This is a genomic window from Xanthobacter sp. YC-JY1, assembly GCF_021730305.1.
Classification (GTDB): Bacteria; Pseudomonadota; Alphaproteobacteria; order Rhizobiales; family Xanthobacteraceae; genus Xanthobacter; species Xanthobacter flavus.
Window position 1 is genome coordinate 3974782 of sequence record NZ_CP032674.1, and the last position, 19473, is coordinate 3994254.

A 19473-nucleotide genomic window follows, 5' to 3' on the forward strand; every position below is an offset into this window, starting at 1 on the left:
CTCACGTCAAGCTTACGTCAAGCTTACGTCAAGCTTACGTCACTTGGCGATGAGCAGAAGCAGTTGCTGGCCGGCGGGAGCATCGAGCTCCGCCTCGGTCAGCTTGCCGTCCTTGTTGGCGTCGGCGTCATTGAAGCGCTTGCGCACGATGATGAGCCACTCGTCCAGCTCCAGCGTCTTGTCGCCGTCCTTGTTCACGGCGGCCCAGTCCTCGTCGGTCAGCCGGCCCTTGGTCTCGGCGGCCTCGAGGGTCTTGTCCTTGTCGGGATTAATGGCCTTGAACACCTTGGTGCCGAGGTCGATGGCCTCGACGATCTCGACGGTGTTGTCCTTGTCCTTGTTGTACTTGGACAGGAATTCCTTGCCGGTGAGGGCGAAGGCCGAACCCGTGGCGGCGAGCGAGACCGCGGCGACGACGCCGAGGGAAATCATCCTGCGCTTCATGGCAAACCTCCCATTGACAAACCAGACTTGGATACTTCCGCGCTGATCCCGACACAAGAACGCCCGGCGGCGTCTGAATGGCGCATGGGTTGAAAAAAAGGGCCGGTGCAACGCACCGGCCCTTCATTCTTGCGGATGGTCCGATCGCGAGAGGCGATCAGTCCTCCTTGTCGGCCTCGTCGGCGGTGTCGGCGGCGCGCTGCTTCAGCGCGGCACCCAGGATGTCGCCGAGCGAAGCGCCCGAATCCTGCGAGCCGAACTGGGCCACGGCCTCACGCTCTTCCGCGATCTCCATCGCCTTGATGGAGACCTGCACCTTGCGCGCCTTGCGGTCGAACAGGGTGACGCGGGCGTCGAGCTTGTCGCCGACCGAGAAGCGCTCGGGGCGCTGGTCGTTGCGGTCGCGAGCGAGCTCGGAGCGCTTGATGAAGGCGGAGAGGTCGGTGCCGGTGAGCTTCACCTCGATGCCGCCGTCCTTCACGTCGGTGACTTCGCAGGTCACGACAGCGCCCTTCTTCACCTCGCCTGCGTCGGCGAAGGGATCGCCGGCCAGCTGCTTGATGCCGAGGGAGATGCGCTCCTTCTCGACGTCCACGTCGAGCACCACGGCCTTCACCATGTCGCCCTTGCGGTATTCGTCGATCACCTGCTCGCCCGGACGGTTCCAGTCGAGGTCGGAGAGATGGACCATGCCGTCCACATCGCCGTCGAGGCCGAGGAACAGGCCGAACTCGGTCTTGTTCTTGACCTCGCCTTCCACCACGGCGCCGGGCGCATACTTCTCGGCGAAGGCCTCCCAGGGGTTCTGGAGGGTCTGCTTGAGGCCGAGGGAGATGCGGCGCTTGGCCGAATCCACTTCCAGCACCTGAACCTCAACCTCCTGGGAGGTGGAGACGATCTTGCCGGGGTGGACGTTCTTCTTGGTCCAGCTCATCTCGGAGACGTGGATGAGGCCCTCGATGCCGGGCTCCAGCTCCACGAACGCGCCGTAGTCGGTGATGTTGGTGACGCGACCCTTGAAGCGGGCCTCCACCGGATACTTGGCCTCGATGCCCTCCCAGGGATCGCCCAGAAGCTGCTTCATGCCGAGCGAGATGCGGTGGGTCTCGTGGTTGATCTTGATGATCTTGACCTTCACCGTCTGGCCGATGTTGAGCACCTCGGTCGGGTGGTTCACGCGGCGCCAGGCGATGTCGGTGACGTGCAGCAGGCCGTCGATGCCGCCGAGGTCAACGAACGCACCGTAATCGGTGATGTTCTTGACCACGCCGTCGATGGCCTGACCCTCTTCGAGGTTCTGCACCAGCTCGTGGCGCTGCTCGGCGCGGGTCTCTTCCAGCACGGTGCGGCGGGACACGACGATGTTGCCGCGGCGACGATCCATCTTGAGGATCTGGAAGGGCTGCTGGTTGTGCATCAGCGGGCCGACGTCGCGGATCGGGCGGATGTCCACCTGGGAGCGCGGCAGGAAGGCCACGGCGCCGTCGAGATCGACGGTGAAGCCGCCCTTCACCTGGTTGAAGATCACGCCGAAGACCTTCTCGTTGGCCGTGAAGGCCTTCTCGAGCTTGACCCAGCTCTCCTCGCGGCGCGCCTTGTCGCGCGAGAGGACGGCTTCGCCCATGGCGTTCTCGACGCGCTCGAGATAGACCTCGACCTCGTCACCCACCTTGATGGCGTTCTCGCGGCCGGGGCCGGCGAACTCGCGCAGGGCCACGCGCCCTTCCGTCTTCAGGCCGATATCGATGATCGCCAGATCCTTCTCGATGGCGACCACGATGCCCTTGACCACCGAACCTTCATTGGTATCGGCACGGCCGAAGCTCTCGTCGAGCAGGGCGGCAAAATCCTCACGGGTGGTTTCTACGGCGGACATTCACGCTCCAGACTTGCTGCGCCGGCATCTCGTGTTGCGAGGCCCGAACCGCTCGGATGTCCGCCATTCAAGAAATGACGAACGGCCGCCGCAAAAGCGGCGGGCCGGCGCGAAGGCCGGGCGGCACGGACGATGAATTGAGTGTCGATGCGCGCTCACAGAAAGCCAGGGCGGGCTGCCTCCGACGATCAGGACCGCGTATACCGCCGGTCCCTGCCCACCCGGGCGGCTCCCCGCTTGAGGGAGCGCGGCCACGGACCGGGCTCACATAGGGCAAAAACCCCGCTGGCGCAAGGGCTCGCGCAAGGCCGGCCGTCGGGAAGGCGCGTTCAGCGGCCGGGGGCGAAGAAGGCCGGGCTGGGCTCGGGCCATTCCACGCCGCCGGTGGGGCTGGCCTGGATGGCGGGCGCCACCTCCTCCCGCACCACCAGCACGGGAATGCCGGAGTGGGTGAGTACCTTGGTGGTCTCGCTGCCCAGCACCACGGCGGACAGGCCCCGGCGGCCGTGGGAGGCCATCACGATCAGGTCACAGCCCTCGGCTTCGGCGGTGGAGATGATGCCGTGGAAGGGCTGGTCGTCCTCCACATGCACCCGCTTCGCCTCGACGCCGGCCGCGGCGGCGGTATCGGCGGCGCGGGCGAGCACGGCCTCGGCCTTTCGCCCGGTCTGGCGCCGGTACTCGGCTTCCGTGTCGGCGATCTGGTCGGCCTCGGTGCTGAAGAGATGGAAGCGCTCGCTGGCCGTGACGATCACAAGCGCCGCGTGGAGCGCCGCGGCGAGCGCGACCGCGTGGGAGACCGCAAGGTCCGACAACGCGGAGCCATCGGTGGCGACGAGAATCTTCTTGTACATGGCTCCCTCCCGCAACGAGAGCCGCGATCATAGCAGCGGCGGGCGGCGAAGCGGCTTGCGCGCCATCAAATCGCCGGGAGCGGCAAGCGGGGCACCCGCCGCTCAGTCGGCGATGATCTTGACCTTCTCGCCATATTTCAGCCGGGCATTGGCATCGAGTCCGTTGAGGATGAGGAAGCGCTCCACCGGGCGGTCGGGCACCTGCATCTTGCCGGCGATCTTCTCCACATTGTCGCCGAGCCCCACCTGGACGATGCGCACGCGCAGCGGCTTCACCGTGTCCGCCTCGCCGGAGGAGACGCGGCGGAAGGTGTCGGCGGCGGCGCGGAACTGCTTGTCCAGATCCGGCGTCAGCTCGCGGGCAGCGAAGATCAGGCGGTAGACGTCGGAGCCGAAGCGGATGGCGAACATGCGGAACGACCACTGGTCGCCGCGCGCCACCGCCGTCGCCGCACTGAAGCCGTTCACGGTGAGCGATTCGACCGTGTTGATCTCCACCCCGTCGATCCAGCCCGAGGAGAGATATTGCGCCAGGGACTGATCGGCCGGGATGCGCACGGCATCGAGCCTCAGCGCCTCGCGGCCGGTCTGGGTGGCGCCGAGCACCGCCTGGGAGGTGTTCTCCAGCGAGAAGCCCTCCGGCGCGGTGAAGGTGAAGCCGAGCTTGGGATGCAGGAACTTGCGGCCGCGGACGAAGCCTTCCTTGGGATCGTCGCCAAAGACCATACCGTTGATGACATTGAAATAGGCGCTGCGGTCCCGCTCACCATCCGACGGCCCCGCCGCCGGGGCATATTGGCGGGCATTGGCGATGGCGATGGAAATGCGCTCGGGCGTCGCCGGATGGGACGACAGGAAGTCCATGTCCGGCGTGGTCGAGGACGAGCCCGAGAAGGCCGTGCTCTTGATCTCCGAGAAACGGCCCATGTCTGTCAGGAAGCGCGAGGCGCCATAGGGATCGAAGCCGGCGCGCGCGGCGATGCCGACCCCGATGGCATCCGCCTCCAGCTCCTGCCCGCGATTGAACGAGGCCAGCGTGCGCCGGCTCTTCTGCATGGCGAGCGCGCCGAGATCGGGGTCGTTCACCACGTCCGAGATGACGCGGCTCACCAGCACCGCCTGCTTCACCTGGTCCTCGCGGATGGTGGCGTGGCGGGCGATGACGTGGGCCATCTCGTGGGCGAGCACGGAGGACAGCTCGGACGTATCGTTGGCCAGAGCCAGCAGGCCGCGGGTCACGTAGAGCGAACCGTCCGGCAACGCGAAGGCGTTGATGGCCGGCGAGTTAAGCACGGTGACGCGATATTTCAGGTCCGGGCGCTCGGAGGCCGCGACGAGGCGCTCGACCACCTTCTGGATCAGTGCCTTCAGCTCGGGATCGTCATAGGCGCCGCCATAGCTCGCCACGAGCTTTTCATGCTCGCGCCGCTGGCTGGGCGACATGTCGGCGAATTCGGACGCCGGGCTGGTGGAGGCGAGCGGCACGCTCACCTGATCAAGGTCGATGCCGGCGCATCCGGTGAGCCACAAGGGGAAGGCGACGGCCGCACAGGCGAGCAGCGCGCGTAGGCCGGAGCGCCGGGCAAGCGCGCGCGCAGGCGCTTCCGCCCGAACCCGCCTCGCCGCACCCTGCCCTCTCAGCGCCTCACGCACCCAGCACCTCATGCATCCGTTCACCGCTCCCGGCGCCTCGACGGCAGCGCCTGGGCATCGGGCAGGGATTCGACCTTGCCCTCGATGCGCAGCACCTCGCCCTGCCGCCGCGGCGCCATGGCCGGTCCACCTTCCTCACGGACGACGCCCCTTACCTGGATAAGGGCTCCGCGCAAGATGGCAGGATCGAGCCTATCGCCCAAGATTGTGGCGAAATCCTCCCTCTTCAGCATGACAGTGAAATCTTGCTTCCAGCTTGCCCCGAAATTGAGAAAAATCCGGTCACGTCCGCCGGCGGCCAGCACCCGCCCTTCAGTAACGGAATAAAGGCCACGCCGTTCCGCCATGACCTTCTCGTCCCCGGCCGGGGCGACCGCCGTGGCCAAGCTCCAGATGCCCCGGCGGGCGCTGCGCGCCTCCGCTTCGGCCGAAAGGCGCTGGGTGGCACACGCGGTATCACCTTCCGCCGTGGCGTAGCCTGCCCCAGCCCGAACCAGCGCCGTGGCAAGATCCTCCCCCCGGGCCTCTCCCGCTGCCGGGCAGACGAGCCGCGCCGTCCCGCCAAGCCGGCCGTGACGATCGAGCGCGGCAGAAACGGGCGCGACCGCGCAGCCCTCGAGCACCGAAGCCGCCGCATCCGCCGCGACCGTGAGCACCTGCGGATCGGGCGAGAGGCGGGTCGGCAAGGCGATGCCTTCCGGGGCGAGTCTCCGGCCGTCGGCGAGAGCCAGCGCCCCCGCATCGCTCCAGCGCGCGGCGCTCCCAGCCGCCTCCGTCCCGCCGCCTGCGCAATCCACCGGCGCCGGGACGGCAGCCCTTTGGGCGGGCCGGGCGGCGGCAGGGGAGACGGTTTCGAGGCCCAGCCCACCGGCAAGGGCGAGACCGCCCACCGCCAGAAGATGCGCCATCGTCCGCAATGAATGCGGGTGGTGCAGCCTCCCTGCGCGCGCTGATAATTGGCCCTGCGTCATGCAAGGACGATAGCGGCAACCACCCTCCGGATTGAAGCCCGGCCCGATCAACTGTCCTTACGCCGCCTTACGCCCGCCTCCGCCTCCAGACTCGGACGGGGAAGCCGCCATCCGGCCCCTTCCCTCCCGGCGTGCCGCGATTTAGAAGGAGGGCGTGTCCCGGTAGCTCAGCAGGATAGAGCAGCGGTTTCCTAAACCGCAGGTCAGGGGTTCGAATCCCTTCCGGGACACCATATTTTTCAATGACTTAACCACATAACCTTCGCGCGCTCGGGCTCGTCGCCATGGGCCTGGGCGCCGGAAGCCTTGCGCGGAACGCGCTCGCCGAACCCCTGCCGTCTTCGTCGACGACCTATGAGACGTTGCGTCCCGAACTTCACCGTCGCCGGCGTGCCGCTGGCGCAGAACACCGCGTTGGTGAAGGTGGGCGCCGACCTGCGCATCGGCGAACAGGTCCGCCTCGGCATGGCCTATGTCGGCCAGTTCGCGGACAGCGTGACGGTCAATGCCGTCCAGGCCAACCTGGCATGGCGCTTCTAGCTGGGTCGTGCGCGGGATGCCCATCCTCCCGCGCCGTACCCGGCTGACGATCTGCGCCATTGCGTCATGCTACTTGGTCGCATGTTCCGCGACGGTCATAACGCTATGGTTGCAGAAGCAAGGTTGGGGGCGAGAATGGGCAGGATCGGGCGCGTGGTGATCATGGCCGTAGTGCTGGCGGCTGTCGGCGGGTGCCAGCTCTCGAACCCGAGAATGATCGTGACCCCGCATGACCGCCCGTCGGGGCCGTTCCCCCAGCCATGAACTGATGACGTTCGGGCGGCCCCTCAGAAGGCCACCGTCGTACGAAGGCCCACCACCCAGGCGTTTTCGTTGACCGGCGAGGAGTAGCCGCCGGGATCGATGACGTATTGCAGCGAGGCCTTCAGGTTCAGCCAGCCCGTTGCCTGGAAGCCGTAATAGGCTTCCAGCACATATTCGTTGTGCTGCACGTAGCCAGGGCCGAGACCCAGCCAGTTGGCCTCGGTCTGCGCCGTCGCGAGCCGTGGATTGATGCCGGTCGTTCCGATGGCGAAGCCGATCTCATCATCGGGCCGGCCTGCGAACGTGCCGTGCTGCTGAAGCCCCCATGCCACCTGATAGAGCGTGGTGGAGGTCCGCGGGTCGGCATAGGTGAAGTTGAAGAAGCTCCACAATCCCTGCTTCGGGTTCGGCCCCTGGGCATTCCCGGTCAGCTGCTGGATGAAGGAAACATAGAAGCCGTAGCGCCCATAGTCCTGCGCATAGGGCAGCCCCGAGACGAGCTGGGGCTGCCCGTTGATGCTCGTGACGGCGTTATCCACGGTCGCGGTATCGAACCATCCGCCGATCTTGTAGGTGCCCGACAGATTCCAGAGCGTCGGAGTCCATTTCAGCTCCAGGGGCACCAGCGCCCCCTCGGAACCGGACGGCCAGCTGGGCAGCAGCGCCCATTTCGCCTGAACGGACAGGTAGGTCTGATTTTCGTCGTAGACGGCGGCCGAAAAGGTCAGGTCATCGGTGAGATGGACCTTCAGGACGCCACCCCACTGGCTGACCGGCCAGTTGAAAATATAGTTTCCGACGATATTTCCCGGAACCGACCCGCAGAAGGTCAGATTGATGAAGTCGCAGCGCTCGAAGCCGAAATCGGCGCCGACGGCGAGGCGGCCGACCTTGATGTCTACGGCACCATCGAACAAGGCCTGATTGTAGTGGAAGTCCACGAGGCGGACGATATTGCCGCGGCCATAGACTTCGTTCATCAGCATCAGCGCCGGAATGTTGGCGACTTCCGCGAGGTTGTCGCCCCAACGGCCCACGAGTGTGATGCCGAACGTGCCGCCGGTGATGTTGGCCAGCTTCTCCATGTCGAAGAGGGCCTGGATGGAGGCTTGGCCGGCATTGGCGCCCGTCTGTTGCGTGCCGCCCGAAAGATTCCCGACCGTCTCGTTGACCAGCCCGCCGGAGATGTCGATCCCCAGCTCCTTCAGCCGGCTCCGTCCCAGATCCCCGAAGAAATAGGGTCGGGTCTGGAAATCGTCCTGTGCGACGGTGGACGCCGCGGTGCCGCCCGCCGCGAGATCGCCCGCGAGCCCCGGAGCTGCGGCGGATATCAAAAGCGCTGGAATGAGAGCGAGCCGCGCCTGCACCATCCGGCCGCAGGCCCGGCGACGTCGATCCTCAGATCGCTCCGGCCGCCTCATCCGCTCTTTTCCCATCCAGAGAGCCTACAGAAAACGCAGAATCGCCTGCGTAGAATGCACGTTTTCGCGCCTGTCGGACCTGTCCGAACAAAAAGAAGAGCTAAATACCAACGAAGTCGCCGCTCCGTTACCACTCCGGCCAAGCTTCGACACTGGACCGCGGGTTCATGCCGACAGAATCACGGCGAACGGTCCGTCACGCGTCCGTCCGGGCGCACCGTTTCACAGCCGCCTGAGACTGACCTCGGCTATTTCGTGGCGGCCGGCTTTGCGCAGGATGAGGTCGGCGCGCTGTCGGGTGGGCAGGATGTTATCCTGCAGATTGACGAGGTTGATCCGCCGCCAGATGGACAGTGCGGTCGCCTGCGCCTCGTCGTCGGAGAGCTGCGAGTAGCGGTGGAAGTAGGAGAGCGGGTCGGTGAAGGCGGTCTCGCGCAGGCGCATGAAGCGCTCCACGTACCAGCGCTCGATCACGTCCTCGTCGCCGTCGATATAGACCGAGAAGTCGAAGAAGTCGGAGACGAAGGGAATCGCCTTGCCGTCCTTGGGCGGGCGCGTGGTCTGGAGCACATTCAGCCCCTCCACGATGAGGATGTCCGGCCGGTCGATCTCCACATACTGGTCCGGCATCACGTCGTAGAAGAAATGCGAGTAGAGCGGCGCGCGCACCGGCCGGCGGCCGGCCTTGATGTCAGTGAGGAAGCGCAGCAGCAGGGCGACGTCGTAGCTCTCGGGGAAGCCCTTCTTCTCCATCAGCCCCTCGCGCTCGAGGATGGCATTGGGCAGGAGGAAGCCGTCGGTGGTGACGAGGTCCACCTTGGGCGTGTTGGGCCAGCGGGCGAGCAGCGCCTGCAGCACGCGCGCGGTGGTGGACTTGCCCACCGCCACCGAGCCGGCGACGCCGATAATGTAAGGCATCTTCTGTTCGCCCGCGGCCTCCCCCTCCCGATGGTCGAGGAAATGGCTCATGGCGCGGTAGAGCTTCTGCGTCGCCGCCACATAGAGCGAGAGCAGGCGCGACAGCGGGAGGTAGATCTCCTCCACCTCCTTCATGGAGAGGCGGACGCCGAGGCCTTCCAGCCGCGCGATCTCGTCCGGCCGCAACGTCATGGGCGTGTCGCGGCGCAGCTTCGCCCACTCCTCGCGGGAGAAGGAGCGATACGGGGAGAGGCCGGGGTCGATGGGCCGGTCCATGATCGCGATGTCTCTGTCAGGCGGTGGGACGGGCGGCTTTTTCGGCGAGACCGGACTGGGCGGTCCTCCGCGCAAGCTCGGCATGGATGTCGGCGAGGCTCACGCCACGGGCCTTGAGCACCACCATCAGGTGGTAGAGGAGGTCGCTCGCCTCACCCACGAGGTCCTTCTCGCTGCCGGAGACGGCGGCGATCACCGTCTCCACCGCCTCCTCGCCCAGCTTCTGGGCGCATTTGGCGACGCCCTTGTCCAGCAGGGAACGAGTGTAGGATGCGCCGGCGTCCGCCGAGGCCCGCGCCGCGACGATGGCTTCGAGATCGGCGAGGGAGAAGCTGTCGCTCATCGGGTCGGCCCCACAAGAAGGGTCAGGAACGAAGGCACTGAAGCATTTTCAGCGACTTGGGGAGCGGTTCGCATCAACAAAATGCGAAAAACGGGTTAACCGGGAGCGCTGCGGTATCGCCACCCCCGGCGCGGCTCAGTCGAGCCGTACCGGAAGACCAGCCTCGGCCAGCCGGTCCTTGGCCTCGCGCACCGTGAAGGTGCCGAAGTGGAAGATGGAGGCGGCGAGCACCGCCGAGGCGCCCCCGTCCCGGATGCCCTCCACCAGATGGTCGAGGATGCCGACGCCGCCGGAAGCGATGACCGGCACATGCACCGCATCCGCCACCGCCCGGGTCAGCGCGCAGTCGAAGCCCTGTCCGGTGCCGTCGCGATCCATGGAGGTGAGCAGGATTTCGCCGGCGCCGAGATCCACCACCTCGCGGGCATACTGGATGGCGTCGATGCCGGTGGGGTTGCGGCCGCCATGGGTGAATATCTCCCAGCGGTTCTCCTCGCCCGGCTGCGACACCTTCTTGGCGTCGATGGCCACCACAATGCACTGCTCGCCGAACTTCTCCGCCGCCTCGCCCACGAAGGCGCGGCGGTTCACGGCGGCGGTGTTGATGGAGACCTTGTCGGCCCCCGCGTGCAGCAGGGTGCGCACATCGTCCACCGTGCGCACGCCGCCGCCCACGGTGAGGGGCATGAAGCACTGCTCGGCGGTGCGGCGCACCACATCGAGGATGGTGCCGCGGTTCTCGTGGCTGGCGGTGATGTCGAGGAAGGTGAGCTCGTCGGCCCCGGCGGCGTCATAGGCGCGCGCGGCCTCCACCGGATCACCGGCGTCGCGCAGGTCCACGAACTGGACGCCCTTCACCACGCGGCCGTCCTTCACGTCGAGACAGGGGATGACGCGGACCTTCAGCATGGCGCACCTATCGTCCCGCCACCAGCGCGAGGGCCTCGCGCGGGTCGAGCCGCCCATCATAGAGCGCCCGGCCGGTGATGGCGCCTTCGAGCTTCTTCGCGCCGGGCGCGAGCAATCCCTCGATGTCGGCGAGGGAGGCGAGCCCGCCGGAGGCGATCACCGGCAGCGAGATGGCCTCGGCCAGCGCGATGGTGGCCTCGAGGTTCAGGCCCTTCAGCAGGCCGTCGCGAGCGATGTCGGTGTAGATGATGGCGGCGACGCCGGCATCCTCGAAGCGGCGGGCGATGTCCACGGCGGCAAGGTCGGATGTCTCCGCCCAGCCTTCCACGGCGACCCGCCCGTCGCGGGCATCGAGGCCCACCACGATGCGGCCAGGATGGGCCTTTGCCGCCGCCTTCACGAAGTCCGGATCGCGCACCGCGGCGGTGCCGAGGATCACGCGGGTGACGCCCTTCTCCAGCCAGCCTTCCACCGTGCGCATGTCGCGGATGCCGCCGCCGAGCTGCACGGGGATGGAGACCGTCTCCAGGATGCGGTCCACCGCCGCCGCGTTCACCGGCTTGCCGGCGAAGGCGCCGTCAAGGTCGACGAGATGCAGGTAGCGGAAGCCGAGGTTCTCGAACTCCTCCGCCTGGGCGGCAGGGTCGCGATTGAACACGGTGGCCCGCGCCATGTCGCCCTGTTCGAGGCGCACGGCGAGGCCGTCCTTGAGGTCGATGGCCGGAAAGAGGATCACGGATGCCACTTCAGGAAATTGGCGAGGAGCGCGAGGCCGAGGGTCTGGCTCTTCTCGGGATGGAACTGGGTGCCGGCGACATTTTCCCGCGCCACCGCGGCGGTGATGGTGCCGCCATAGTCGGTGGTGGCGAGGAGGTCGATGCCATCCGCCGGCTTGAGGTGGTAGGAGTGGACGAAATAGGCATGGAGCCCGGACGCGCCGGTGGGAATGCCGGCGAGCAGCGGGTGCTCGCGCGCGATTTCCAGCGTGTTCCAGCCCATGTGAGGGATCTTGAGGGTGGGATCGTTGGGGGTGATGCGGTCCACCTCGCCGCGGATCCAGCCGAGGCCCTCGGTGACGCCGTGCTCCAGCCCGCGCTCGGCGAGAAGCTGGAGGCCGACGCAAATGCCGAGGAAGGGGCGCCCCCTGCCCTTCACCGCCTCGGTCATGGCCTCCACCATGCCCGGCACGGCATCGAGCCCGGCGCGGCAGTCGGCGAAGGCACCGACGCCCGGCAGCACGACGCGATCAGCGGTGCGCACCACCTCCGGGTCGCTGGTGACGATAACGGTCTGGCCGGCATCATGGGCGAGGCTCTGCGCCGCGCGCTCCATGGCCTTGGCGGCGGAATGCAGGTTGCCGGAATTATAGTCGATGATGGCGACGGTCACGCCTCAGGCTCCCGGAAAGGCGCCGATGACGCCGGGTGTGCCGCCCGGAACCGGGAAGGACGGGCGGATGGCGGGAAGGGCGGAGGCGGCGCGCGGCGCCGGGAACAGTCCGTCCCATTCCGCGAAAAAGCGGTGTTCCGCCTCGTCCCGGTCGGCGGCGACCACCACGGCGGCCTCCTCATAGCCGAGGCGTTCCAGCTTGCGCTGCCGAAGGCGCGGCAGTTCCAAAGCGAGGAGGACGTGGAAGCCGATCATCACCGCGTTGCCGACCCCATCGGCGATGCCGGCCCACACTTCCGCGAGGCCCATGACGACCATCACCGCCACATAGGCGGCAAACACCAGCCACAGGCGGAAGCGCAGCAGCACGATGGGGGCGAAGAACAGCGTCACCCAGGAGAATTTCTCGCGCACGAACACGGTGCGCCCCGCCGCCTGCTCGGCGGTGTCGCCGGGGACGCTGCGGGTCAGAACGGTCCAGCTGGCCATGGCTGCCTCGTCTCCTGCCTCGTCTCTGCCCGCCTCAGGTGCCCAGGGCGCCCTTGGTGGAGGGAATCTCCCCCGCCGCCGCCGGGTCCACCGCCACCGCAGCGCGCAGCACCCGGGCGAGGCCCTTGAAGCAGCTTTCCGCGATGTGGTGGGCATTCACCCCGTACAACGTCTCCACATGCAGGGTGACGCCGGCATTGGAGGCGAAGGCCTGGAAGAATTCCCGCACCAGCTCGGTGTCGAACTCGCCGATCTTCTGCGCCGCGAACTCGGTGCGGAAGACCAGGAACGGACGGCCGGAAATGTCGATGGCGACGCGGGTGAGCGTCTCGTCCATGGGCAGGAGCACATCGGCATAGCGCGTGATGCCGCGCATGTCGCCGAGCGCCTTCCTCACCGCCTGGCCGAGGACGATGCCCACATCCTCGGTGGTGTGGTGGAAATCGATGTGGAGGTCGCCCACCGCCTTGATATCCAGATCAAAACGAGCGTGACGGCCGAGCAGGTCCAGCATGTGGTCAAGGAAGCCGACACCGGTGGACACGCTGGTCCGCCCCATCCCGTCGAGGTCGACGGCGAGCGTGACGCGGGTCTCCTTGGTCTCGCGGACGATTTCGGCCTTGCGCATGGAACTCCTCCAAGGCTGCGGCTTCTATCAGCAACCTCGCTGCAACGCCATATGGCGATGAAATGACAGCGCGCGCGACGGAATGCTCGGCCTTTCCCTGCGTCACCCGCCTCGCGCCGACGCGCCATCTATGGCATAGCGCACCCGTCAACCCGACGGGGATCGCCGATGCCGACGACGCACAATGACGGGCTGGAGCTTGCGTATCAGGTCAGCGGCGAAGGCCCGCCCCTGCTCATCATCTCCGGCCTTTCGGCCGAGCGCTCCTTCTGGGCCCTGTCGCGCCCGCTGCTGACGGGCTTCACCCTCATCGAGTTCGACAACCGGGACATCGGCAAGAGCGAGCGGGCCAAGGCCGCCTACACCGCCGCCGACATGGCCCGCGACGCCCTCGCCGTGCTTGATGCGGCGGGCTTCGAGAAGGCCCACGTCATCGGCCATTCCATGGGCGGCATGATCGCGCAGGAGCTGGCCATCGCCGCGCCGAAGCGGGTGAACCGGCTGGTGCTGTCCAACACCATCGCCCGCAATGATCTCTACACCACCGAAATCATGCGGCTGTTCAAGGAGCTGCGGCTCCAGCTCGACAACGAACTGACGTTCGGCGCCGCGCTCACGACCTTCGTGCTCGGCATGCGCACCCTGAACAAGATCCCGCTGTTTGCGGCGGTCCAGCAGTCGCTGGACGCGGGCCTCTACCAGGAGAAGGACGCCTTCATCCGCCAGGTGGGGGTCTGCGTCGGCTTCGACAGCCTCGCCCGCATCGGCACGATCACCGCGCCCACCCTCGCCATCTATTGCGACGACGACCGCGTGTTCTCCCCGGCCATGGTGCGCGAGGTGGCGAACGGCATTCCCGGCGCGAAGCTCGACGAGATCATCGACAGCGGCCACTGCCCCATGGTGGAGGCGCCGGAGAACTTCTGCACCACCGTGCGCGCCTTCCTCAACGGAAGCTGAACGGGAGGCGAGTTGCGTCAGCCGCGGAAGCGCATAAGTAAGCTCCAAGCGGAGCACTGCATGCATTCCCCTGATACCATTTACGGCACCACCATCGTCACCGTCCGCAAGGGCAACCGCGTCGCCATCGCCGGCGACGGGCAGGTCACGCTCGGCCAAACCGTGCTCAAGGCCAATGCGCGCAAGGTGCGCCGGCTGGGCCGGGGCGACGTGATCGGCGGATTTGCCGGCGCCACGGCCGACGCCTTCACCCTGTTCGAGCGGCTGGAAGCGAAGCTGGAGCAGTATCCCGGCCAGCTGCAGCGCGCCGCCGTGGAACTCGCCAAGGACTGGCGGACCGACCGCTATCTGCGCCGGCTGGAGGCCATGATGATCGTGGCCGACGCCTCGGTCTCCCTCGTCCTCACCGGCACCGGCGACGTGCTGGAGCCGGATGCGGGCGTGGCGGGCATCGGCTCGGGCGGCATGTATGCCCTCGCGGCCGCGCGCGCGCTCCTTGATCGCGAGGAGGATCCCGAGGCGATCGTGCGCCGCTCGCTGGAGATCGCGGCCGACATCTGCGTCTACACCAACCGGAACATCGTCGTGGAAACCATCGGGTCCTGAGCAGCCCCGCCCCCCCGCGATAAGGACAGCTGATTCCATGAGCGACTTTTCCCCCCGTGAGATCGTCTCCGAGCTTGACCGCCATATTGTCGGCCAGGGCAAGGCCAAGCGCGCGGTGGCCATCGCCCTGCGCAACCGCTGGCGCCGACAGCAGCTGGACGAGAAGCTGCGCGAGGAGGTTCTGCCCAAGAACATCCTGATGATCGGCCCCACCGGCGTCGGCAAGACCGAGATTTCCCGCCGCCTCGCCCGGCTCGCCGGCGCGCCCTTCCTGAAGGTCGAGGCCACCAAGTTCACCGAGGTCGGCTATGTGGGCCGCGACGTGGAGCAGATCGTGCGCGATCTCGTGGAGGTCGGCATCGGCCTGACCCGCGATGCCAAGCGCAAGGACGTGCAGGCGAAAGCCCACCTTGCCGCGGAAAACCGCGTGCTCGACGCCCTCGTCGGCGCCACCGCCTCGCAGGCCACCCGCGACGCCTTCCGCAAGCGCCTGCGCGCCGGCGAGCTGGACGACAAGGAAGTCGAGATCGAGGTGGCGCAGGGCCAGCAGGGCATGCCCATGTTCGAGATTCCCGGCATGCCGGGCGCGCAGATGGGCGCCATCTCGCTGGGCGACATGCTGGGCAAGGCCTTCGGCGGCCGCTCCAAGCCGCGCCGCGTCACGGTGAAGGAGGCCCATCCCCTTCTTCTCACCGAAGAGGCGGACAAGCTGATCGATCAGGAGGCCATCACCCAGGAGGCGATCCACGCCGTCGAGAACAACGGCATCGTCTTTCTCGACGAGATCGACAAGATCGCCGGGCGCGAGGGCCGCTCGGGTGCGGACGTCTCCCGCGAGGGCGTGCAGCGTGACCTGCTGCCGCTGATCGAGGGCACCACCGTCTCCACCAAGCACGGGTCGGTGAAGACCGACCACATCCTGTTCATTGCCTCCGGCGCGTTCCACGTCTCCAAGCCGTCCGACCTGCTGCCGGAGCTTCAGGGCCGCCTGCCCATCCGCGTGGAGCTCGAGGCGCTGACCCGTGCCGACTTCGTGCGCATCCTCACCGAGACCGAGGCGAGCCTCGTCAAGCAGTCGGTGGCGCTCATGGGGACGGAAGGCGTGACGCTGGACGTCACGGCGGACGCGGTGGAGGCCATCGCCGATGCGGCGGTGGAGGTGAACTCCAATGTGGAGAATATCGGCGCCCGTCGCCTGCAGACGGTGATCGAGCGCGTGCTCGACGACCTCTCCTTCTCCGCGCCCGACCGTTCCGGCGAGACGGTGGTGGTGGATGCGGAGTATGTGCGCTCGCGCGTTGCGGACCTCGCGAAGAACGCCGATCTCAGCCGCTTCATCCTCTGAGGCGGCTCAAGACAGCCGCGTGCGCTCGCCCCAGGCCAGTTTCTTGCGGTAGAGGGTCGAGGGGCTGAGATCGAGGGCGGCGGCGGCGAGCGAGATGTTGCCGTCGAAGGCGGCGATGGCGGCCTCGATGGCGCGCCGTTCGATCACCGCCAGCGGCTCGACCCGGCCGTGCCACGCATGGCCCTCGGACCAGCCCTGGATGAACACCTCGGGGCTGCGGCCGGGGGCGTCGGCCTCGGGCGCGGCTGGCTCGGCCAAAAGACCGGGTGGAATGGTGCCGCCTTCGCTCAGGATCACCACCTGCCGCATCAGGTTCTGCAATTCGCGCACATTGCCGGGGAAGCGCCGGGCGCGCAGCGCCTCCACCACCTCGGGCGTGAAGCGCGGCATGGGCCGGCCCTCTTCTCCCGCGAAGCGGGCAAGGAACGTCTCAGCCAGAAGCAGCACGTCGTCGCCGCGTGCCCGCAGCGGCGGCAGCGCCAGCGGCAGCACCGCCAGCCGGTAATAGAGATCTTCCCGCAGCCGGCCGGCGCGCACCTCCTCCAGCGGGTCTCGGCTGGTGGCGCAGACGAGGCGCACGTCCGCCTCACGCTCCGCCACCTCGCCCACGGGACTGAACCGCCCCGTCTCGACGAAGTGCATCAGCCGGGCCTGGCAGGCCGGTTCCATCTGCGTGATCTCGTCCAGGTGGAGCGTGCCGCTCTGGGCGCGGTCCATGGCACCGGCGTCCTCGCGGCCGAACAGGGCGACTTCCATCAGCTCGGCGGGGATGACGGCGCAGTTGAGCGCGACGAACGGCGCATCGCGCCGCGACGAGGCGGCATGGACCGCCGCAGCTACCAGATCCTTGCCGGTGCCGCTCTCGCCGGTCACGAATACCGCCGCGCGCGAGGCGGCGAGGCGCTCGATCTGGGCGTAGACCGCCTGCATGGCCGTCGAACGCCCGTAGAGACCGCAGAAATCACCCCCGCGCGGCAGGGGACGGGCCGCCCGGCGGCGGCGCTCGGGGCGGCGCGCCGGGGTCGCGGCCAGCAGGCGATCCATCACCTCCTCGACCACGAGCGGCTTCTGGACCACGTCGTCGGCCCCGGCCCGCATGGCGGCGACGGCATCCGTCACCGAGCTTTCGCTCAGCGCCACGACGAGCGTGCCGACAAATCCGCTGGCGCGGATCCGGCGCACGGCATCTTCCGGATCAACCGTGCCGACGAGGGCGGAGGTGCAGCGAGGGAGCAGCGCCAGCGCGCCGGCGACGTCGGCCGCCTCAATCATGTCGAGGGAATCTCGACGCGCCAGCGCCGCCCGAACCGTGACGCGCACGGCGGGATCGGGATCGCAGATCAGCAGGCGGGTGGGCCCGCCGGTGCGTCGGGCGATGGAAAATTGGGACATGGAATGTGAATCGCGGGCAAAGAACATCCCTGGAAGTAGACGCCGGACAGCGTAAAGGAAGCCTTGCCGCCCGCACAACCCATTCTCTATGTGAGGCTTACGCCCGCCCGATCAAGCCGGCGCGCCGTTCAACCCCGCGGCGGCTTGCCCACGCCCGCCTCGGCGGAGAGGCCCGCGCTCTCCAGCGCGGCGAGCGCACGCGAGGCGTGATCCTTGGACGGCAACAGACGCGTCACCAGCCGGCGTACGCCATCGGCGCCATCGGACGCCTGATGCACCATCAGGTTGACCACGTCCCGCTCCTCGCTGTGGCGCCCGAGGGCGTGAAGGCTGAGGGCGAGCGCGATGCGGTTTTCCACCGTCGGATGCAGCGTCAGCTGAGGCAGCATCGCCTGCGCCGCGATCAGGTCGCCCCGCAGGAAGGCGGCGAGCGCCAGATAGGAATCACGGAACGGGGTCGCCACGGCGCCCTCGCGGCGGGCGTTGGCGAGCAGGGCCTCGCCCTCCGCGATCCGCCCGGCGCCGATGAACACCACGCCCACCGTCGCCGCCACGTCGAAATCGAGCGGATTGAGGCGCAGCGCGCGCTCGGCCGTGGTTACCGCCTCGTCCGGCTCGCCGGCGAAAAGCTGCACCAAAGCGAGCGCGCGGGCGGCATAGGCGCTGGCGGGGGCGAGTTCCACGGCGCGCTCGGCCTCGTCCAGCATCACCTCAAGCTCGGCCTCCGAGGGGGCTGGCGTGTCGTCATGCAAAGTACGCTGGAGCTGGGTCTCGGCGCGCACCGCGTGGCCCAAAGCGAAGGCGGGGTCGCGACGGGTGAGCTCGGCGAGGCACTCGTCCACATTGATGCCGCGCGTCTCCTGCCGGGTCTCGGCCTTCATTTCCGGCCGCGTCTCCTGGCTGTCGCTGCGCCTCTGGGCGGCGGCGGCGGCCACGCAGCCATAGCCCGAGGCGGGAGCCCGGGCGAGCGCCTGCGCCCGCGCGCGGACCTGCACCACGCCATAGCCTTCCATCACCGCGACGGCGACGTCATGGATCACGCGCTGCTCGCTCTCCGCGAGCTTTCCGGCGCCGGACAGGCCGTCCAGCATGGTCGACCAGACGATGGAGCCGTCGCAGCGGTCGGTGAGGCGCACGGCGAGGGAGAAGGTGCCGTCCGGCCGGCCTTCGGCGAGGCCGGCGAGAGAGAAGACCGAGCGTGGCACCTTGGCCGCACAGGCTTCGGCGACCGCGCCCTCATGGATGTCGGCGCCAGCGGCGCGCACCTGGGTGAAATCGAAGCGGGCGAAGGCGTCGCGCATCCGCTCCTCGATGGCGCGCAGCTCGGTGATGGACGGCGCCCCGTCGCCGGACGCCTCGAAGGTGCGGACCTCGACCAGCGGAAGCCGGATGCGGTCCGCCGTCGCGGCGGCGGACGCCGCATCCCGCGGCGCCTTGATTTCCGTGCCCCACAGAGCGAGGCCCACGCCCGCCGTCACCACCACCGCGAGCCCCGCCGCCAGGGCCGGCAGCAGCCGGCGGGGGCGGACGATCTCGGCGGGGACCTCGGTCGATCCCGGCAGCACGGCGGATGCATCGGGGTCGGCCAGCGCCGCATCATCCGGCCCGCGGACGCGGAACTGAGGCACATAGCCGCCTTTGGGGACGTCGATGACAACGGGATCGTCGGCGCCAACGGTCGCGTAATACCGTTCCAGCGCGCGTCGAAGCCGGGTGGCCTCCACCCGGACGATAGGATCGGACTGGGGATCGAAGGATGGCGGACGGCCCAGGGCCTCGACCGCGATGGTGTAGCCCTTCAGCGCGTCGGCGCGACCGTCCAGCGTCGATTCGACTACGAACCGCAGAAAGGCGGCGAGGCGGGGCGAGGAGGCGAAATCGGCCGAGGCCAGCACGCGGTCGAGGGCGGCGCGCACGCCGGCAGAGGCATCGGCCGTATTGGCCACGCCTTCCACGCCGGCTTCCACCGCGCTCTCTTCGCCTGCGTCTGCAGCGCTGCTCACCACGATACCGTCCTAACCTACGGTCATGATCTTTGTCGATCAGAACCCATGCACAAGCAAGAGGGCGGGATCATGGTCGGCCCGCTCCCTGCGGCAAGCTTCCACCAGCCGGTTCCCACCAGCGGTGCGGACTGCTAGCCTTGCCGCGACGCGACCGCACCCCGAGGCCGCCGGCCGGCAGGTGCCGGAGGC

The 19473-nt window shown here is 68.0% G+C and carries 19 protein-coding genes and 1 tRNA gene; 5 read left to right on the top strand and 15 right to left on the bottom strand.

What is annotated here, in order from left to right; translation table 11 throughout:
* Positions 1-39: 39 nt before the first annotated feature.
* The 5 genes from D7006_RS18605 to D7006_RS18625 form a co-directional block, all read right to left on the bottom strand.
* Positions 40-444, bottom strand: coding sequence for a hypothetical protein (locus D7006_RS18605; protein WP_169124009.1), 405 nt, complete (start codon positions 442-444; stop codon positions 40-42).
* A gap of 157 nt (positions 445-601) precedes the next feature.
* Complete coding sequence (gene rpsA, locus D7006_RS18610) at positions 602-2320, bottom strand: 30S ribosomal protein S1 (protein WP_237354094.1); 1719 nt, start codon at positions 2318-2320, stop codon at positions 602-604.
* A 329-nt stretch (positions 2321-2649) separates the two neighbouring features.
* Positions 2650-3174, bottom strand: a complete 525-nt coding sequence (locus tag D7006_RS18615) for a universal stress protein (protein WP_024280440.1) — start codon at positions 3172-3174, stop codon at positions 2650-2652.
* A 102-nt stretch (positions 3175-3276) separates the two neighbouring features.
* Complete coding sequence (locus tag D7006_RS18620; protein ID WP_237354095.1) at positions 3277-4839, bottom strand: M48 family metalloprotease; 1563 nt, start codon at positions 4837-4839, stop codon at positions 3277-3279.
* A gap of 8 nt (positions 4840-4847) precedes the next feature.
* A complete protein-coding gene (locus tag D7006_RS18625) occupies positions 4848-5513 on the bottom strand; it encodes a hypothetical protein (RefSeq protein ID WP_237354096.1) in 666 nt (221 codons plus the stop codon).
* Positions 5514-5954: 441 nt separating this feature from the next.
* Between D7006_RS18625 and D7006_RS18630 the strand changes: the two genes are divergently transcribed.
* Both D7006_RS18630 and D7006_RS18635 read left to right on the top strand, forming a co-directional pair.
* A tRNA-Arg gene (locus D7006_RS18630) sits at positions 5955-6031 on the top strand.
* A gap of 121 nt (positions 6032-6152) precedes the next feature.
* Positions 6153-6338: a hypothetical protein gene (locus D7006_RS18635; protein ID WP_237354097.1), complete on the top strand. Its 186-nt coding sequence runs from the start codon at positions 6153-6155 to the stop codon at positions 6336-6338.
* 287 nt (positions 6339-6625) lie between these two features.
* On the opposite strand, the gene D7006_RS18640 is transcribed toward D7006_RS18635, so the two are convergent.
* The 8 genes from D7006_RS18640 to hisB all read right to left on the bottom strand — a co-directional run bounded on the left by D7006_RS18640 (position 6626) and on the right by hisB (position 12975).
* The gene (locus D7006_RS18640; protein ID WP_237354098.1) at positions 6626-8023 is read right to left on the bottom strand and encodes a carbohydrate porin; all 1398 of its coding nucleotides are present in this window, start codon (positions 8021-8023) and stop codon (positions 6626-6628) included.
* A 222-nt stretch (positions 8024-8245) separates the two neighbouring features.
* A complete protein-coding gene (gene coaA, locus D7006_RS18645) occupies positions 8246-9217 on the bottom strand; it encodes a type I pantothenate kinase (RefSeq protein ID WP_169124014.1) in 972 nt (323 codons plus the stop codon).
* A 16-nt stretch (positions 9218-9233) separates the two neighbouring features.
* Entirely contained in the window at positions 9234-9560 is a 327-nt protein-coding gene (locus tag D7006_RS18650; RefSeq protein WP_024280445.1) for a phosphoribosyl-ATP diphosphatase, read from the bottom strand.
* A gap of 135 nt (positions 9561-9695) precedes the next feature.
* Positions 9696-10469: an imidazole glycerol phosphate synthase subunit HisF gene (hisF, locus tag D7006_RS18655; protein WP_169124015.1), complete on the bottom strand. Its 774-nt coding sequence runs from the start codon at positions 10467-10469 to the stop codon at positions 9696-9698.
* Between the two features lie 7 nt (positions 10470-10476).
* On the bottom strand, positions 10477-11214 hold the full coding sequence (gene hisA / locus D7006_RS18660) for a 1-(5-phosphoribosyl)-5-[(5-phosphoribosylamino)methylideneamino]imidazole-4-carboxamide isomerase (protein ID WP_169124016.1): 738 nt from the start codon (positions 11212-11214) through the stop codon (positions 10477-10479).
* The gene (gene hisH, locus D7006_RS18665) at positions 11202-11801 is read right to left on the bottom strand and encodes an imidazole glycerol phosphate synthase subunit HisH (protein ID WP_237356950.1); all 600 of its coding nucleotides are present in this window, start codon (positions 11799-11801) and stop codon (positions 11202-11204) included. The genes hisA and hisH overlap by 13 nt, the downstream gene beginning before the upstream one ends.
* A gap of 60 nt (positions 11802-11861) precedes the next feature.
* Entirely contained in the window at positions 11862-12347 is a 486-nt protein-coding gene (locus D7006_RS18670) for a DUF2628 domain-containing protein (RefSeq protein ID WP_237354099.1), read from the bottom strand.
* Positions 12348-12381: 34 nt separating this feature from the next.
* The gene (hisB, locus tag D7006_RS18675; RefSeq protein WP_237354100.1) at positions 12382-12975 is read right to left on the bottom strand and encodes an imidazoleglycerol-phosphate dehydratase HisB; all 594 of its coding nucleotides are present in this window, start codon (positions 12973-12975) and stop codon (positions 12382-12384) included.
* A 168-nt stretch (positions 12976-13143) separates the two neighbouring features.
* Between hisB and D7006_RS18680 the strand changes: the two genes are divergently transcribed.
* From D7006_RS18680 to hslU, 3 genes are read left to right on the top strand one after another with little or no spacing between them, the layout of a single operon-like run.
* A complete protein-coding gene (locus tag D7006_RS18680) occupies positions 13144-13935 on the top strand; it encodes an alpha/beta fold hydrolase (protein ID WP_237354101.1) in 792 nt (263 codons plus the stop codon).
* Between the two features lie 60 nt (positions 13936-13995).
* Positions 13996-14541 carry an ATP-dependent protease subunit HslV gene (hslV, locus tag D7006_RS18685; RefSeq protein WP_024280452.1) on the top strand — a complete coding sequence of 182 codons (546 nt, stop codon included), beginning with the start codon at positions 13996-13998 and terminating at the stop codon, positions 14539-14541.
* Positions 14542-14578: 37 nt separating this feature from the next.
* Positions 14579-15886, top strand: coding sequence for an ATP-dependent protease ATPase subunit HslU (hslU, locus tag D7006_RS18690; protein WP_237354102.1), 1308 nt, complete (start codon positions 14579-14581; stop codon positions 15884-15886).
* 6 nt (positions 15887-15892) lie between these two features.
* Here the strand turns inward: hslU and D7006_RS18695 are convergent, their stop codons facing one another.
* Positions 15893-17278, bottom strand: a complete 1386-nt coding sequence (locus D7006_RS18695) for a sigma-54 dependent transcriptional regulator (protein ID WP_237354103.1) — start codon at positions 17276-17278, stop codon at positions 15893-15895.
* A 128-nt stretch (positions 17279-17406) separates the two neighbouring features.
* Positions 17407-19281, bottom strand: a complete 1875-nt coding sequence (locus D7006_RS18700; RefSeq protein ID WP_237354104.1) for a hypothetical protein — start codon at positions 19279-19281, stop codon at positions 17407-17409.
* Between the last annotated feature and the right edge of the window lie 192 nt (positions 19282-19473).